General features: G+C 44.0%; 14 protein-coding genes. 3 read left to right on the top strand and 11 right to left on the bottom strand.

Annotation, left to right across the window (positions count from 1 at the left end; all coding sequences use genetic code 11):
• Nucleotides 1-167 precede the first annotated feature (167 nt).
• The 11 genes from H8S64_RS20325 to H8S64_RS20275 form a co-directional block, all read right to left on the bottom strand.
• Nucleotides 168-953 (bottom strand): hypothetical protein, encoded by a 786-nt coding sequence (locus H8S64_RS20325; RefSeq protein WP_186978494.1) that lies wholly within the window; start codon nucleotides 951-953, stop codon nucleotides 168-170.
• Nucleotides 954-965: 12 nt separating this feature from the next.
• Entirely contained in the window at nucleotides 966-1,637 is a 672-nt protein-coding gene (locus tag H8S64_RS20320; RefSeq protein WP_186978493.1) for a hypothetical protein, read from the bottom strand.
• 8 nt (nucleotides 1,638-1,645) lie between these two features.
• Nucleotides 1,646-3,208 carry a RagB/SusD family nutrient uptake outer membrane protein gene (locus H8S64_RS20315; protein ID WP_186978492.1) on the bottom strand — a complete coding sequence of 521 codons (1,563 nt, stop codon included), beginning with the start codon at nucleotides 3,206-3,208 and terminating at the stop codon, nucleotides 1,646-1,648.
• Between the two features lie 11 nt (nucleotides 3,209-3,219).
• A complete protein-coding gene (locus tag H8S64_RS20310) occupies nucleotides 3,220-6,780 on the bottom strand; it encodes a SusC/RagA family TonB-linked outer membrane protein (protein ID WP_255469642.1) in 3,561 nt (1,186 codons plus the stop codon).
• Nucleotides 6,781-6,861: 81 nt separating this feature from the next.
• Nucleotides 6,862-8,046: a FecR family protein gene (locus H8S64_RS20305; protein ID WP_186978491.1), complete on the bottom strand. Its 1,185-nt coding sequence runs from the start codon at nucleotides 8,044-8,046 to the stop codon at nucleotides 6,862-6,864.
• Nucleotides 8,047-8,145: 99 nt separating this feature from the next.
• Nucleotides 8,146-8,733 carry an RNA polymerase sigma-70 factor gene (locus H8S64_RS20300; RefSeq protein WP_186978490.1) on the bottom strand — a complete coding sequence of 196 codons (588 nt, stop codon included), beginning with the start codon at nucleotides 8,731-8,733 and terminating at the stop codon, nucleotides 8,146-8,148.
• 220 nt (nucleotides 8,734-8,953) lie between these two features.
• Nucleotides 8,954-10,519 carry an ATP-binding protein gene (locus H8S64_RS20295; RefSeq protein ID WP_186978489.1) on the bottom strand — a complete coding sequence of 522 codons (1,566 nt, stop codon included), beginning with the start codon at nucleotides 10,517-10,519 and terminating at the stop codon, nucleotides 8,954-8,956.
• Between the two features lie 998 nt (nucleotides 10,520-11,517).
• Nucleotides 11,518-12,255 carry a shikimate dehydrogenase family protein gene (locus tag H8S64_RS20290; RefSeq protein ID WP_186978488.1) on the bottom strand — a complete coding sequence of 246 codons (738 nt, stop codon included), beginning with the start codon at nucleotides 12,253-12,255 and terminating at the stop codon, nucleotides 11,518-11,520.
• Nucleotides 12,256-12,354: 99 nt separating this feature from the next.
• A complete protein-coding gene (locus tag H8S64_RS20285) occupies nucleotides 12,355-13,284 on the bottom strand; it encodes a DUF368 domain-containing protein (protein ID WP_255469641.1) in 930 nt (309 codons plus the stop codon).
• A gap of 97 nt (nucleotides 13,285-13,381) precedes the next feature.
• Entirely contained in the window at nucleotides 13,382-14,947 is a 1,566-nt protein-coding gene (locus H8S64_RS20280; RefSeq protein WP_186978487.1) for a DUF4301 family protein, read from the bottom strand.
• 188 nt (nucleotides 14,948-15,135) lie between these two features.
• Entirely contained in the window at nucleotides 15,136-15,387 is a 252-nt protein-coding gene (locus H8S64_RS20275) for a DUF8828 family protein (RefSeq protein ID WP_099293959.1), read from the bottom strand.
• A 172-nt stretch (nucleotides 15,388-15,559) separates the two neighbouring features.
• Here H8S64_RS20275 and H8S64_RS20270 point away from each other — a divergent pair, with 172 nt between their 5' ends.
• The 3 genes from H8S64_RS20270 to uppS all read left to right on the top strand — a co-directional run bounded on the left by H8S64_RS20270 (nucleotide 15,560) and on the right by uppS (nucleotide 18,042).
• Nucleotides 15,560-16,225 carry a CBS domain-containing protein gene (locus H8S64_RS20270; RefSeq protein ID WP_099293957.1) on the top strand — a complete coding sequence of 222 codons (666 nt, stop codon included), beginning with the start codon at nucleotides 15,560-15,562 and terminating at the stop codon, nucleotides 16,223-16,225.
• 84 nt (nucleotides 16,226-16,309) lie between these two features.
• A complete protein-coding gene (locus tag H8S64_RS20265; RefSeq protein WP_186978486.1) occupies nucleotides 16,310-17,209 on the top strand; it encodes an NAD kinase in 900 nt (299 codons plus the stop codon).
• A 104-nt stretch (nucleotides 17,210-17,313) separates the two neighbouring features.
• Nucleotides 17,314-18,042 carry an undecaprenyl pyrophosphate synthase gene (uppS, locus tag H8S64_RS20260; RefSeq protein ID WP_186978485.1) on the top strand — a complete coding sequence of 243 codons (729 nt, stop codon included), beginning with the start codon at nucleotides 17,314-17,316 and terminating at the stop codon, nucleotides 18,040-18,042.

Below are 18,042 nucleotides of genomic sequence, written 5' to 3'. Positions count from 1 at the left end.
AGGAAAATGAGGCCGTCTAACAAGTAAATTTACTTTAACTACCCCCTCTAACTCCCCCTTATACAGGGGGAGAAACCGCTTGGTAATCAACCCTCCCCCTGTGTAAGGGGGAGTCGGAGGGGGTAGTTGTTTATTGATAAAAGTCCTTTTTGGACAGCCTCTTTAAATTATTCGTCCGGCATAGGTATAGGGGCTTCTTCCGGAACATCTTTTAAGATCACCGTGAATACATCTTCGATAATCTTTGATCTTCCTTCATTCTCGACTTCTAGGGTCAGGAGATACGTTCCGACAGGTACTTCCGGGTTATATTTCACGCTAATTTGCCCGTGTCCTTTTACTTCGACATAATCCATAAACTTGGCTGCGTTTTCCGAGTTGTCGCTCTTTACGTCAACGACACGGAAATACAAGATAGCTGTTCCTTTAACTCCATCGATTTCGGATGAAAGATATGGAAGTTTATAATCTACTTTGTTTTTCCAAGTTTCGATATCTTTTTTCAGTATTTCCAGAGATTCGATACCCATTTCTGTTGCAAGATTATTTAGTTTCAAGGATAGTTCATCAAGTTCCGTTTGAAGGGGTGTTATTCCGTATTTCTCATCTACCTTTGCCGTGAGTTTTTCCCATGCATCAGGATCATCCCAAAAATCGTCTTCATCCGCCTCAAACCACAACTCATCGTCCCAATACTCATCGCTATTTTTGATGTTGTCAATTTGGTTATCAAGTTCTTCTATTCTGTCTTGAATTTCTTGACTTTCCAAGTAAAACGAAGCTTCTATGTTCTTCACTCTCTGTAACTCGTTTTCTGCTTTCGTGATAACAATCATAGTGTCATTGGGATACCCGGCTGTTTCACCTACAATCAAATATCCCACGGTAATATCGTGGCACGCGTAGCATAATCCCGCGACAACAAATGCCAGTAAATAGATCAATTTTTTCATTGTTCTTTCAGTTTAAAAGTTTCCCATAGCGAAGCCGTAATCCATGGAGTTTATCACTCCGGTTGTGGTCTGTATATCGGTAGAAGCAATCCTATGGTTGGATGAGGTGTTCCGTCGCCGGGCGATCCAAAGGACTTTGGCACCGGCATCTTTCAACTCGTCATAGTCACCCGGTACCATCCATGTAAAAATTTCGTCACCGTATAACGTGGTAAATGGCTTGCCTCCGCTTTCGACATACTTTTGGTCTACTAATAACCGATTCCCCCGCGGCATGTCTTTCAGCATAATCTTTTGTTCGGGTATGATTAATTTTTTTAGTATTGCGGCGCAGCTATCTGCCGGCATATCTTTCACTTTATTCCAATAGTCATTGTCATCTACCAGAATTCCCGCTTCTTTTTTAGTATCCAATTCGCTGTTATGTTGTAGCATAAATCTTGCAATGGCTATATCGGTAATACCGAAAAAGGTGATCTGCTTGTATTGTCCGCTACCATCGAAACAGGACTTCATCCCGGCGTGTTCGATCATGATCATCGTGGAATCCCAATCCACGGTTTGATTCTCGAAATATTGCCACATCGTGCAATCGTGAACTCCGTTTGCTAATCCACCGTCAATGTAATTATAGTCGGTGCAGGAGTATAGGTTGACCAGTAACAGTAATGCGACTCCTTTCATTGTGTTTATTATTTTATTGTCCATATTGACCAGTATGTATTTTGTTTCATGAGTGTATTCTTATTGGATGCTTGATCGCTAATGGGGAGGTAAAGAGCCCCGTTTTTTATGTCTTCCTCCTTTAAGGTAATATAATTTCCCTGTAATTCGTCACGAACGTACCCGTTTCTCACGATATCGTAATAGCGGCGAGTTTCACCGAACAATTCGCGGTCGCGTTCGTCAAAAATTTCTCTTAGCAGAGCTGTTTTTTCCTTGGAACCCGTGTAACCTTCAAGTCCGGCACGGTGACGGATGCGGTTCAAGTCTGCAACGGCGTCCGGCATACCTAAATGAGCACGGCATTCTGCTCTTAGCAGGATTAAATCGGCTAGCCGCCAGTATACCCGGTTGCCTTCCATAGCGATCAATTTCGTACCATCTTTATTGGTTTCGGGATTGACAGAATAAACGGGTTCGCGCCATTTATTGAGATAGGCATATAAGGGAATCCGCTCTTTATCTATATTTTCATCATCATCATCATCGTCATAAGGATTCTCTCCCAATTTGAGCCAGTACTCTTTGCGGCGTAGGTCTTTTTCGTCCGGATACAATGCCTTCACGTCCTCCACGCTGATTTTGGTATTATCGGCACCTGTCTCGATTTCCCACGGATTGGTTACGTCATTGGGGAAATTGATCAGTTCAAATCCCGGATACTGTTTTAGTAAAAATACTATATCGTAGTTATCTTGATCCTGTTGGTTTGTTTCCAATGCAAAAATCACTTCTGTCACGTCGCGTGCACTTCCAAGTGTCTTCTCGACAAGATCTTTCATGCTCACGAGATCGTAAGTCCCTGCTTTGCCTTCAATCACGAGAGATGCTTCTTCCTCCGCTTTTTTCCAGTATTTGTCATCGTTGTACAATCCTCCCATCCATGCGTAGATATTAGCGAGTAACGTGTGAACCGATCCGATACTGGCGTATTGTCGGCTATACACTTTCTCTCCTTGGGCATCAGTCAGTTTGTCGTGTGTCGGTAGGATCAAGGCTGTTTCCGCTGCACGGATAGCGTACGCCAGAATCGTGTCCACCGGGCTTTTGGCTTTAGGAGAGGGATCCTCTGTCCTGGGGGCTATCGGGGCATCGCCCCATTGTCTCGCGATCTCGAAATACATCAATCCCTTGATGAAATTTGCCTGGGCTATCCAATAATCAGCACGTTCTTCTGAAACATTCTCGAAACGATGCCTGTTATCTTCCAGCATATTTGCCAAATAAATGGTTTTATAATAGTCAGACCAACCTTGTATGTGTTTTACAATTTCCTGTTGTTCGAAATTTCGGAACGGAAAATTTCCACTGGAAGCATCCGTACAATATAGACCGGCAACATCTAATTGAGACAAACTGGGATTTGCTAATATTGTTCTTTCAAAACCAAGCATAGTGATGAAAATATCTTCAATATCTTGTTCGCTTTGGAAATAATTGCGATAAGTCACGGATACTTCCGAGTCCACGTTCAACCAATCGTTGCACGAGAACAGGGGGGAAAATAAAATGAGAATTAGTATTTTTTTCATAATCATAAACTTTAAAAATTAACGGTTAATCCGATAGTAAATTTGCGCGGTAGTGGATAACCATTTAGTCCATCGATTCCCGAGGTTATATCTATGATTTCCGGATCAACCCCCGAATAGTTCGTGAGTAAGAATAGATTTTCTCCCGTGATGAACACGCGTGCGCTTCTGAGCCCGAGTTTTTTTGCGAACTGTTCGTGCAGATTGTATCCCAGCGTGAGTTGTTTCAGGCGTATCATACTTACATTTTCGATATCACAATCATATCGTCCGTTATATTGTGTTCGTTCTCCGTGTTGTATCAAGTAGGGATACTCGGGATTTTTACTGTCCGGACCTGTCCATGACGATACTTTCCTGATATCAAGATTTAGGGCACTTCCCTTATCACTGGGTTGGATTTCTATATCGTCGTATACTTTCAATATATGTCTTCCCAGCGAGTAAGTGAAGAATATGTTTACATCAAATTGTTTCCATTTGATTTCGTTGATAAACCCTCCGTGTGCAAGGGGAAGGGGACTGGCAGCATAATACATATCGTTTGATGAAATCGAACCGTTATTATCCAGGTCGAGAATTCTTCGAGTACCGGGAGTGAATATCCCTCCTACCAAGCTTTTAAGTGGTTGAGGTACACCCCATGCAGACGCGTAAATGGGAACTTCGTCCATCGAGTTGTAGAACCCGTCTGTTTTATATGCTTTTATATTGTACAATCCTTTTCCAATGATATTTTCATTAAAATCGTACCCGTCACTACTTTTCTTGAAGCGGTTCCAGTTGCGGGTAGCGTTCAGTTTCATTCGCCATTTCACGGTTGTTTCCCGGAAGATGTCGGCAGTCAATTCCAGTTCCAAGCCTTCGTTTGATACGCCTAGTGCATTTTGCCACTGGAAGGTCTGGAAATTCAAGTCTCCCGGAAGAGTCATCTGTTGCAGTTGTCCCTTGGTATTCCGGTAGTAATAATCCAAAGTGAACTTGAGGCGGTAATTAAGAAAACTTACGTCCAATCCGATGTCATATTGGTCCGTTTTCTCCCAGCTTAACTTCTGGTTCAGTAATCCTCCCTCGGTATCTGGTTGCATACCCTGGTTGCCCAAGAACACCTGATGTGAACTCGAGATTAAACCGTGGGCGAGATAAGGTTGTGAGAATTTTTGTCCTGAACGTCCCCAGCTTGCGCGGATTTTACCGAAACTCAACCAATAGAGGGGTTTCATGAACGATTCGTCCGAGAATGCCCAGCCCGCGGCAACGGAGGGGAATGTAGCCCACCGCACGTCCTCGCCGAATACAGATGAACCGTCCCGGCGAATGGTCGCTTCAAACATATATTTTTCTTTGTAATCATACCTTAACCGTCCGAAGTAACTGTTCATGCGTTCTTCTTGGAGGCTGGAATTATATTCAAAAGCGGATTTATATTGCGGTGCTTCGTCTTTGTTCGAATTGATATTGTTCACTCCGTTAGTTCCTCCCCAGATTCCGCTCGCGTAATGAACATAATCGTTCGGTCCGCCGATGGCTTTCCCCTGGTTCGAGTAAGATTGGTCTTTTTGAAAGGAGAGTCCTAACAGAATGTTAAAGTGGTGGTCTTGCTTGATCTTGAAATCATAAGTCAATAAGTTTTCGTTCAAGATGGAAATGTTTTTCGTGATTGTTCCTTTGCTTGTGGAACGGTGGAAGTCTTTGTCCAGCGTGCTTGGTTCGAAATTATTCTGATTTTGTTGATTGTAGTCAATAGCGCCCGATACACGTAGATTCAGACCTCGTATGATATTATAATCCAGCACGAGATTGTAACGGAGTGAATAACTCTGGTTCTTTTCGATCTTCGAGTTCAAGTCTTTCAACATATATTCTTTAACATAATCTTCCCCGGGTAATAAAGAGGATTGATTTTGAAGTTCGACAGATATCCCCTCTACTTTTTGTCCGCTACCGCCTTTTCCTCCGCGGCTGCGGTCGCTATAAGAAAGGGAAATCTGATTGTTAAGTTGAAGGCGTTTCGTGGGATTTGCCTGGACGTTTGAGATCACGTTCACCCGTTCGAATCCGCTTGACAGCATGATACCTTCCTCCTTGTAATAGCCGGCGCCGATCATGTAATTCATGGTTTCACTTCCACCGCTTGCCTGTAAATTCGCGTTGTACACGTTGGACGTGCGGAATGAGTATCTCCACCAATCCGTGGAATTGTTGTAAAATTCGTTCAGACTGTCTTGTAATGTATAGGCATTTCCTGCTCCGGATTTGTGTCCGAAGAAATAGTTGTACACGGGGTCTGTGTTCGTTGTGTATTTATATACCTCTTCGTAGGAAGTCGGCATAACCCATTTCCCGTCGGCATTCTGGTAAGGGTTCACCGTGTTGCGCAATGCGTTTATGTTATACCGGCGAACTAAATTTCCACCGCTATGGTCGGGAGCTTCCGGTAGCCATGAAACAGAATAGGAGGCATTGGCTGTAAATTGAGCTTTACCCGAGCGTCCTTTCTTCGTGGTGATCAAGATGACTCCGTTTCCGGCACGGGAACCGTAGATGGCTGCCGATGCTGCATCTTTCAGTACTTCGATAGATTCAATCATAGAAGGATCAATATCGGAAAGGGTGTTCGTGCCCGTAATTGGAGAAGTGAATGCTTGCATGGGGACTCCGTCAATCACGTAAAGTGGAGTTCCGTATTTTCGGTCGTCTCCTTCACCGCCATTATTATCGTTCCCTTTCGTGAAGAAAGAGTTATATCCCCGGATAGCCACGATGGAACCACCACCTCCGGGAGCACCGGAAAGGTTGTTGACTTCCACACCTGCCATGTGACCTTGTAACAAGCTTTCCAAGCTATGCGTCGGGAGTTCTTTCATCTCGTCGGCTTTCAGCGTGGAGATGGAACTGACCAGAGTCCGCTTTTTTTGCGAACCGTAGGCAACAACTTGTACCTCTTGCAATCCGGAGATGTCTTCCTGCATCTTCACCACGATTTGTTTTCCCTCGGTGTATTGTACTTTTTGAGTTTTAAAACCGATGAACGAGAACACGAGTGTTCCCTTGGGCATAGGCAAGGGCAACACGAAATGTCCGGCGGTATCCGTGGCTGTTCCCACGGTGGTGCTGTCGAGCATAACGGTTACTCCCGGCATGGGCAGGTTCTTTTCGTCCACTACTTTTCCTTGGATGATGTACGATTTCTTCTTGTCGTCTTTCGCCTGTTCCTTGAAAAGGATGATTGTCTTGTCGAGTACCCGAAAACCGAATCCCGTGCCTTTCAGGCAAGAGGTCAGTACTTCCTCGATGCTAGCCCCCTTGAGGTCTAACGTGATATTCGAGATTTTTTTCACGGCGATGTCGTCGAAGAAAAAGCTATACTCCGATTGCGTGCGAATGGAGTTCATCACGCTCTCCAGAGAGGCGTTTTTCACCTTCAAGTCCAGTTTTACATCCTGCGAGTAGGTGGCTGCAGAGATATGCATCACGCCGATAAATGTAAAAATAAGGCACAATTTCATAATTCTAAATTCTTTTTGCCATAATCCTCCCGAGGAATGGCCGTTACTGTTCATTTTTTTCATACATTTGTAATGTTTTAAATGGAAACTAAAACAATTTTTATAGGGCATTCGGTGTTAGCGCACCGAATGCTTTCGTTTTTATTACTTCAGCTGTACTGATACTGTTCTCTTGTTCACGTTAAATATTACTCTCTCGTTATTTTCTATTATTTTTAATATCGCGTTGAAATCTTCGGTTTTGTTGATGTCCCCCGTGAACCGGATGTCTTTCGCTTCCGGGTTGAGGTAGAACACGTGCAGGTCGTACCACCGGGACAGGATGTTGAACAGTTCTTCCAGCCGGGTATTCCGGAAGGCGAAGCGTCCGTCTTTCCATGCCGTGTAGAGGTACGTGTTGACTTCTTGTTTATAAAGTTTTCCGGTTCCTATTTCGAGGGTTCCCTGTTCCCCGGGAATCAGCCTTATCTGCTGTTTGTATCTTGCCGATTGCATGATGACCGCTCCCTTGACCAGCGTGGTCTGCACGTTCTCTTCATCCGGGTAAGCCCGGAAATTGAATTCGGTTCCCAGCACGGTAACCGAGGCTTTCGACGACACGACAACGAAGGGTTTCTCCTTGTTCGGGGTTACCGTGAGGAAGGCTTCCCCCTCGAGGAAGATTTCCCGTTTGCTTCCAGTGAAGCGTACCGGGTAGCGAATTTCAGATTCGGCGTTCAACCATACCTGCGTGCCGTCGGAAAGTGTCAGGAAATATTCTCCTCCCCGGGGTACTTGCAAGGTGTTGTATATCGGGGTGGTTTCACTGATCAAGGTATCTGTCGGTGTAAGATAGGATACTTTGCTATTTTGTATCTTGACAATCATTCCGTTCTGTTCCTGCAACGGGGTGAACGTGCTGTCGGATAATACGATGCGCTCTCCGCCTCCCATGGTCAGTATCGCCTTGTGGCTTCCGGGTGTGATTACCTCCGATATGGCAATCACGGGTTCCGGTTGTTTTTCACGCAACAACAGGACGAGGGCTAATCCCAAGGGCAGGATAAGGATCGCCGCGTAGCGGACGAATGTCTTGATGGAAAAACGGGTTCGTTTACGACGTGTCGTGATGAATCGCTCGTAATCGCCGAGCCTGTTGACGGCGTTGTAATCCGATAGTTTTTGTTCCAGATAGCTGCCTTGCTTGAATCCCTCGTATATTTCCCTGTTTTTCTTCGAGGCGGCGAGCCATTGTTCCAGCGTACCCCGTTCTTTCTCACTGGCAACCCCTCGCAGGGAGTTCGTGATGGCACGGGACAGGCGGAATATGTTTTTCTCTTTTTGAGTCATTGGGGTTGTTCTTTCTTGTAAAACCCCCGAGTGAGAAAAAGAGTGAGTGAAAATATGATTTTTTTTGAAATATTTTTTAGGACATGGAATATCAGTTGTTTACAACCCCATTTTTTCCAATATGAAAAGGAGAATACTTCTTTCCACGATATGTACAAGGCGATCGTGGAGTATCTTTTTGCCGCTTTGTTTATGCGATTTGACCGTTTCGATGCTGATATGTAAGTCTGCGGCGATTACCGGGTTCGCTTTCCCTTCCAGTATCAACTTGAATACCTTCTGGCATTGGTCGGGCAAAAGTTCGATTTCCTGCACAAGCAGCGAGTAACATACTTCCTCTTCCAACACCCGGTTGAAGTAGGTCTCTTCTTCCGAGGGTTCATCCCGGTGGGCGTCGGAGTATTCCTGTTTCACTTTCTCGTGGCGCAGGTGTTTCAAGCATTTGTTTTTGACGGCAGTATAAAGATAGGCTTTCAGTTCGTCGGGCGTCCCGAATGTTTTGGCGGATTCGATCAAGGCGAGGAATATTTCTTGAACGATATCCTTGTCGGCTTCCATGTCGGGGACATAATTTCTCGCGAACAAGACTAGCGGGGTGTAGTGTTGCTCGAATAATTCCCGAATTGTGTCACGTTCGCTTGGGGAAAATGTGTTTGATATTCCTCCGTTTGATTGTTTGTTATCCATATTTTGCCGTTCCTGTTTGTTGATAGATATTCCCTATCTAGGACAAAAATAGTAGAAAAACTGTAAAATTCAAAATTGTAGTTCATAAAGTCCTTTTAAAGGAACACTCATCGGGTTCCCGTGTCCCCATGCCGGGCAGATAAAATCGGCTATCGCGCGGAAGGTGGGGGAGAACATTCAAGTGCTGGATTACACGCATTGAGAATGAACTCCGCGGCACTCAAGCGTTGACTTTCCATGTCCCTATATTCCGTTCGGTAGCAATAAATTCCACGCCCACTTTCACGAGTTCACGTCCGTCAGCAGAGTAAGGAATAAGATACCCCCGGTCGTCTATTTGCGCGAGGGCTTCCTCTACCGTGCCATCGAGTTTGAACTCGAACACGTAAATATATTTTGGCGTTTTCACCACGGCGTCCGCCCGTCCTTTGGCACTCCGTACTTCTGCATCTGTGAATTGTCCCATTAACTTGAACACGAGGTAGAACACTACTTGGTAATGTCGTTCCGTCCGCTCGTTCAACTCGTAAGGGAAGTCCGCGAAGAATGCACGTAAGCGGGTCATGAAGGCATCGACATTGCCGGTACGTAACTCTTGTACGAATTTACCGATATAGAAACCCTTTTCTTCGTCCGGAATGGAGGTGTAAAAAGGTACGAGAAAATTAATGAAACCATACTTAACTTCTTCATTCGGGAAAGCAAGCAGGTAATTCTTGAACTCTGCATCAAACTCTTTTATTGTCAAGTATCCGCTTTGGTAAATCAATGGAATCGGATTATTCATGGTCACCCGATATTCCGTGAATGCCGATTCGGGTAATTCAACCCCGTCAATTAATTCCCGGATGTCGAAATCACTTTTTTTCAGTAACTCCACGAGGAATGTCGGAGTGCCCGTGTGAAACCAATAATTGCCGTATTCCAGTTTGCTGAAACAACTCAACACGCTGAACGGGTTGAACATTCCGGCTCCTCGCGGGTGGAAGTGATATCCGTCGTACCGGGCTTCCATTTTCGCCAGTGCTTCTGCCGGGGAAAGATTGTTCCTTTCGGCGAGAGCCTTGATTTCCGGTTGGAAATCCCGTTCCAGTTCTTCTTTGGTGATACCGCAAATAGAGGAATACGCGTAGTCCATGCTAATATCGTTCAACTGGTTGAGATCGCTGAACACGCTTACTTGGGCGAATTTTGTCACCCCGGTGAGGAACACGAACCGCAAGTAGCGATCGGCACTCTTGAGTACCCCGTAAAACGCTTTCAGCGTATCGCGGTAATATTCCAGTAACGGCATATTTCCTAGAGCCTGCAAGAGAGGCTTGTCGTATTCGTCGACGAGCACGACCACCCCTCGTCCCGTTTGTTCGCATGCCCGGCGGATTATCCCGAAAAACCGCAGTGAAAGAGTCGTTTCATTCTCTCCTTTCCCGTAATCAGCTTCCCATCGTGTAAGTCGATTGCTTAGTATCGCGTCCAGCGCCTCCGGTCGGTCATACTTCTCCGCGTTCAAGTCAAGGTGTAGCACGATGTGCGTGTTCCACTCGCTCTCCAGTTTCTCTACCGCCAACCCCTCGAACAACTCCCGTTTACCCTCGAAGTACGCCTCGAAAGTAGATAATAACAGACTTTTCCCGAAGCGTCTTGGACGGCTCATGAAATAAGGTTTTCCGTTGTTTGCAATTTGCCACATTAGTGCTGTCTTATCCACGTACATGTAGTTTTCGCGCCGGATGTTCTCGAATGTCTGTATCCCTATCGGGAGTTTTCTCTTTAGGTTGATCTCCATAATATACCGTTTAGCTTGTACACAAAGGTAGGAATAACAATTGAAAATTGAAAATGAAAAGATTCACATAAAGTCCGGGATTAAATTGTGGTACTATTCTCGATCATTTTTAAGATCCGTTTGTGATAACCGGAAAAAGGGAATAATAAATAGAATTCAAGCAAATAAAGATAATGTTGATAGTCGCCTTTGGCGAGTTGCAGGTTACAGGTTGCATTTGCCTTCGGCAAGTTACAGGTTACTTTTCTTGCGTTGTAGACTGTATTCCAGCTCCTCCTCTGTTTATAGAGGAGGTGGCACGAAGTGCCGGAGGAGTTTATTAATTAAGTGATTGATTGATTTTAGATTGAATGATTTCTCCCCACTTGCCAACGCTTCGTTAATCGCTAAATCGGCAATCATTGAATCACTAAATCCAAGAACTCCCTCCCCCCTTCGGGGTATTGAGTCCGGAAACCGGTCTCGAACTGGCTCTTGTTCGACAGACAACGAGCAAGCTCTCTGTCTGTTCTCGCTTACTCGCCAGTTGCCCTCTATAAACAGAGGGAGAGCTAGTTACTCTCTCCGCTTTAGGAAATTTTTCATTTATAGCTATCTGGATTAATAATCTCTTTTAACGTGAAAAAAGATGTGTATGTAGCCCTTAATAGCCCGTATCCCAACCCTATTACTAAGGTAATAATCTCTCCTCTCCAGAGCCTCTTCGTTTCTCAAATAGAGCAGAAATATTCCCGTGTATTTATGCTCTGAAGAAGGTCTGGCAGGGCTACGAAAGAGGGGTATTATATCCTTGGGAATACGATTGATTTTCAGTGTGATTTCATCGAGAAGCTAAGGTAATCCTAGGGTGATACTATCTCAACTTGCTTACAAAACACTTTTAACTCGGTTACAGGATTGTTTACCGACGGGGACGTAAGAGGCTTGTAAGTAGGTTGTAACTATGTAGAGGTAGTATTACTTTAGGATTACCTTGGGATGATTTTAGGATACTTGTATCAAGAGTTCCAGATTTTCCATGAGTATTCGGCTTGGAGATGCAACATTTCCAGACCGTTGTGGACTTTGGCTCCTTGTTGTATGCCTTTTTGCATGAAAGTGGTAACGGCGGGGTTGTAAACTAGATCGAAAAGATAGTGATTGGGCGTGAGGTGCTCATAGGGGATTGGGGGACAATTTTCCACGTGCGGCCATGTTCCGAGCGGGGTGGTGTTGACAATCAGAGGGGTTTTGTCCAGTTGACGGATGATTTCCGGGTAACCGATTTCTATTCCCGTGGGGGTACGGCTGACGGAAGTGACGGCAACACCCAGAGAGGTCAAGGCATATTTGACGGCTTTTGCCGCTCCCCCGGTGCCCAAGATGAATGCCCGTTCCGGCACATGGGGGATGAAGTGAAGTAATGAATCCCGGAATCCTGCCATGTCCGTGTTGTGCCCGGTGAGGGAGAAGCCGGCAGGCGTATGCTCGACTTTTACCGAGTTGACGGCACCGATAGCCCGTGCCTCGTCGCTGATATTGTCAAGGAAAGGGATGATTTTCTCTTTGTAGGGAATGGTTATAGCGAATCCTTTCAAGTCAGGAGTTTCCTCGATAATTCGGAACATTCGGGAGATGTCTTCCAATTCGAAATTCCGAAATTCGGCATTTATTTTTTCTGCTTTGAATTTTTCCGTGAAATAGGTTTTGGAAAACGAATGTCCCAATGGAAAACCGAGGAGGCCGAAAAGATTCATGAGATTTATGATTTACGATTTATGATTTACGATTTTAGTTGTAAGTATAGTCAACAATTTATGAGACTCAATCTAAAATCGTAAATCTAAAATCAAAAATTATTCAGTTTTAGGTTTTAGTGTTACGGCCAATTTTTCAATCCCCCAGATGAGGAGAAAACCGACAAGGCACATCAAGAGTACATGCCACGTGAGCGGATCGTTTCCCGCTTGTTCGAAAGTACCCGGGAGAACGTTTCTCTCGATCTCGAAAGAAGTGCCGTTAATTAATTCCGTGTCGGTAAGTTTCCAAGGCCATATTTTGTTTAAGGAACCTACCATGAAGCCGGTCAATAGGGCGACAGTCATGCCGTGGTAGTTTTTCAATAACCACGAGAGCAAGTGCGAGAAGGATATAATTCCGGCAACAGCTCCTACCAAAAACACGAGTAATATTCCGATATTGAAGTCGCTCACGGCGGTGATGATGTACTCGTATTTACCTAATAATAATAGTATGAACGCTCCCGATATTCCCGGAAGGATCATGGCACAGATGGCGATAGCCCCGGATAAGAGGACGAACCACCATGTTTCCGGTGTGCTGGTGGGGGTTAGCACGGTGATCGTGTACCCGACAACGGCTCCCACGACCAACGAGGTGATGGCAAACAAATCCCATTTTTTTACTTCCTTGGAAACGAGTAGCGCCGAGGCTATAATGAGCCCGAAGAAAAAAGACCAGATGTAGAGAGGATGGAATTCAAGTAGATATTTCATCAATTTTGCCAACGAGAATATGGATATCGCGATTCCCGCTACCACGGAAACGAGAAAATTACCGTTGATATGCTTCCAAAATTCTTTGAATTTGAATGTTCCCAAAAGACGCAATGCCTGTAAGTCGATGGAACGGATGGAATTGATTAATTCTTCGTAGATCCCTGTGATAAATGCTATTGTTCCCCCTGATACGCCGGGAATAACGTCGGCGGCACCCATGGCACATCCTCTCAGCACTAATAGTAGATAGTTTTTTTTCTTCTCCATGAACGAATTTATGATTTATGTTTTATGATTTTAGATTTACGATTTATGATTTCATTCAAAAAGAATCGTAAATCATAAATCGTAAATCATAATTTTTTTATTCGATTTTGAACACGTTGCGATGTTCGAAACGTAACAAGTCAAAGACGGTTTTTACCGGGGTGAAGGTGGATAGCGGAACTTCGACAAACACGGTATTCCAGTTTGCCATCGCTCCATTCCACAACCCGGGAAGTTCTTGTACTTGTATGTCTTTTCCCTCGAAAGATTTACTGGTAATGAATCCTTGCGTGTTATCAATAAAGTCTTTCAGATCGTACTTTTTACCTTTGTAGTTATACGTGCTGCACACGATATCTACCGGGTTAAAGTGGGTCGATTGGGTGAATATTTTTTTCTGGTTCTTGTCTTTTTGGTTCACCTGTGCACTTTCCACGATCATCAAACGTTTACCGTGTTCGGCATCTTCCACCCAGAAGGGGCCGCCACCGGGTTCTCCTTCATTCTTAACCATCCCGCATACCCGTAATGGGCGGTCGAGCAGGTTTTTCAAGTATTTTGCCCTTTCTTTCAAATTAGGGTGAACGAGGTCTTCCTTGGGTTTGTACCCGAGATTGTCATAGATAAATTGTTCGATTTCGTTCAGATTCTCTTCGGTGATACTGCTTTTCTTGTTCAAAATCTTCATGTAATCGAAGATTCTGGCTTGTGTTTTTAACAGAACCCCGGCGAGTATCTTTTTGTATTTCACGGTGTCTGCCTTGTTGCGATCGGGAGTAACGTTGTCGATGTTTTTGATAAAGATGAGGTTCTCTTTCAGATCGTTCAAGTTGTGAATCAAAGCACCGTGTCCCCCCGGACGGAATACGATGTTACCATCGTTGTCCCGTAGCAGGTCTCCTTTCGAATCCAGACTGACCGTATCGGTCGAGGGCGATTGGATGGAGAACGTGATGTCGTACTTGAGATTGAATTCTTTCTGGTAATCTTTGAGCACGTGTTTCAAGAGGGCTTTGAATTTGCCCATGTGTTCTTCGGATACCGTGAAATGGATATGTGCCATTTTGCCGTCATTGGCATAAAGGGCGGCTTCAACCAAGTGTTCTTCCACGGCGGTACGGATGTGATCTTTATATATATGGAAATCGATCAGTCCCTTGGGCGTGGAATTGTAGTTCAACCCCTTCTCCGTCAAGATATATTCCAATATCGTGATGAGTTCGTTTTTCCAAAGAAGTTTGTCCAGATCGAAACGGTCTTTGTAGAGAGCTTCTTTCAAGTGGGTATAAAAGGGAAACTCTTTTAGCTTTTCGAAGAAGGAGAATATGCTTCCCGGTTCTTTGTGCAACCGGAAATTCAGGTAATCTTCGTCACTTCCCGTGTAGGTGTTTAAAAATGAATTTAATGTTTTGAACATGCGAGAAGCGGAACCGGATGCCGGAACCATCTTCATGATTTTCAATGTGTTTCTTTTCTCCTCGAAGATGCGAATGAATTCATCAGCCTGTTCGTCATTCAGACTATGGATCCCGTTACCTATTGTCGCCGCATCTCGGATTTGCACAAAATTGAAACCGTTCTTGAAGTTTTCAAGTTGGCTATCAATTTGTTCGGGCTTAATCCCCCTGCGCTTAAATTGCTTGAGATCACTTTTCGTGTACATAATTTCGGGTTTGTAGGTTATGTAATAATCCGGCAAGTTACGAATTTTTTTACAAAAAGCAATTTATTACTTTTTGTGTTACAGGTTACAAGTTGAGCCTTCGGCTCTGCAGGTTGCAGGTTTGTTGTTATTGTTTTTTGAACTTGTAACTTGTGAACCTGTAACTTGTAACATGGCGAAGACGGCAATTAGTTGTCGTCTTCGTCATATAGTTCTTCTTGATTTTCTAGCTCGGTTTCAAAGAAATCTTCTGCTTCTTCAAGTAGAGACTCGATATCGTCCGTGCAAAGAGGTTCTTCGTCAATCCAGTAAATTTTTTGGTTGCTGTAGAAACCGTCTATGTCACATTGGATAATACATTGAGGCTTTTCCGTGTGCACCACGTACACGAGATCGGGTGCTTCTTGGGAATTGTCCGCAATTAGAAATTTTGGTAACATGGTGTTATACTGTTTTAAAGTTTACGCGGCAAATATAGGAATAATTGAAAATCGAATATTGAAAATCGAAAATTATTTTAATGGAGGAGTTGAATAGAGAAAAAAATGTATCTTTAGGGCGAGAAATGGATTAAACGATTTCTTGATTGAGTGATTTGGAGATTTAAAGAATATGATAGCAGAAGGATTATTATCGAATGTGGTTCCGGTATTGAAAAAGAACGATACATGCGCCCAAGCACTGGGGTGGATGGATTTGTTCCGGGTATCCCATTTGCCGGTGGTTGAAGGAAGTTCTTACGTGGGTTTGTTATCAGATGAAATCATGTACGCACACGGGTGTTTGAATGATCCGATCAATAGTTTGGAGATACCGAGAGAATCGACATTCGTGTACGATGATATGCATATTTATCACGTGATCGAGGTCGCATCTTCCTTGGGATTGTCAATAGTTCCTGTTTTAAGCCGGAAAGAGGTTTATCAAGGTGCTATTTTGTTGTCGGATATTTTGCATAGCGTGGAAAAAATGTTGTGCGTGGATGACGCGGGTGGGATTATCGTGTTGGAGGTGAATAAAATTGATTATTCGTTGGCCGAGGTGGCGCAGATCGTGGAATATAATGAAGCCAAGGTGTTGAGTTGTTTCGTGACATGCACCCCGGATTCGAACAAGGTTGATATTACTGTCAAGGTGAATACGCCTAGGATTGAACCGATTTTGGATACCTTTGTCCGTTATCGTTACGTGATAAAAAGTACTTTTGTGCTGGGTGAAGATGTCAATGATGAATTGCGTGACCGCTATGGGCAGTTGATCAAGTTTATGGAAATGTAGAAAATTTAAAATTTAAAGTTTAGAATTGAAAGAGAGTTGGTTCGTGGGGTTGGAATCTAAAATTTAAAATCTAAAATAAATTAGATGTGTCTGAAAATTAATAGAGTGGCTATATACGGACGAGTGATCCATGAGGATTTTTTTCCTTATTTCAAGCAAATGTTACGTGATCTGGATGAGCGTGGCGTGAAGTTGTCTTGTTATCTGCCGTTTTTTGATTTCTTGAGTGAGAGGTGGGATGTTCATTCTTATTTTCAATCTTTCTATGATACGGATTTGGAGCCGGATACCGATATTTTATTTAGTGTCGGGGGGGACGGTACTTTTTTGGATTCAGCGGTCCGGGTGAAAGATTCCGGGGTACCCGTGCTTGGTATAAATAGCGGTAGGCTGGGATTCCTTGCCAATATCGCCCAAGAGGAGATTCCTCAGGCTATACAGTGGTTGTGTGCCGGGAAATGCGAGGTAGAGCAGAGAGCTTTGGTGAAATTGGAAATGGAAGACAATCCGTTCTCTAATTTTAATTATTCTCTGAACGAGATCAGCGTGCAGAAAACGGAACGCTCTTCTTTATTAAAGGTACACGCTTATATCGGGGGGGAATATCTCACGACGTATTGGGCGGACGGCTTGATAGTGGCTACTCCTACCGGTTCGACGGCTTACTCTTTAAGTTGTGGCGGTCCGATTATTTCCCCGAGTTCGGATAATCTGATTATTACTCCGGTAAGCCCTCATAACCTGAATATGCGTCCTTTGATTTTGCCCGGTGACGTGAAGATTCGTCTGAAAGTGGAAAGTCGCTCGGGTGATTTTATGGTGAGTGCCGATTCCCGAACTCGGACAGTGCCGGATCATTACGAATTATTTATCTCTTCCGGGGATTTTAAAATAAACGTGGTAAAGATGCCCGGGCATAGTTATTACGAGACGTTGAGAAATAAATTGAATTGGGGGGAAGACAAGAGGAATAAGAAGATTTAGTGATTCAATGATTGGCGATTACGTGATTAAAGAAAAACAAGTAATATAAAGATAAGGAAAACGTTATTAAATAATGAGTTGAAGAACGAGAATGTATTATTATTATGAGTAGAGAGAATATACCAGAGCACGTGGCAATTATTATGGATGGAAATGGCAGATGGGCAAAACAGCGGGGATTGGAAAGATGGGAAGGACACAAGGAAGGCGTGGAAGCTGTGAGGAGAGTTCTTGAGGCTGCCGGGAATGCCGGAGTGAAGTATTTGACTTTATACGCTTTTTCGATAGAGAATTGGAATCGGCCGAAAGAGGAGGTGGATGTTTTGATGGGTTTGATGGTGGATGCTATCGTCGCGGAAACGGATAATTTGATGAAAGAGGGTATACAAGTTCGGGCTATCGGGAATTTGACGGATTTGCCGGACAAGGTGCGACAAAAGTTGAACGGGTTGATAGAGCAGACTGCTTCCAATCATCATTTGACGGTGGTGCTTGCCCTAAGTTATGGCGCAAGGTGGGAAATATTGAATGCCGCGAAACAGTTGGCAAAAGATTGCCAGACGGGTAAAGTGAAAGATGTAGAGGCGATTACAGGGGATGTTTTTTCCGATTATTTGACAACGGCGGGGATTCCTGATCCGGATTTATTGATTCGCACGAGCGGTGAATGTAGGCTCAGTAATTTTCTTTTATGGCAATTAGCGTATACTGAACTATATTTTCTTGATAAATTTTGGCCTGATTTTGAAAAAGAAGACTTATATTTGGCCATTCGTAATTTTCAAAAAAGAGAGAGACGATTCGGTATGACCGGAGAGCAACTAAAAAAGTGA

The sequence above is a fragment of the Butyricimonas hominis genome (assembly GCF_014287455.1).
Lineage (GTDB): Bacteria > Bacteroidota > Bacteroidia > Bacteroidales > Marinifilaceae > Butyricimonas > Butyricimonas muris.
The sequence above is the reverse complement of the archived record's forward strand: the minus strand, read 5'-3'. Positions and strand labels throughout refer to the sequence as shown.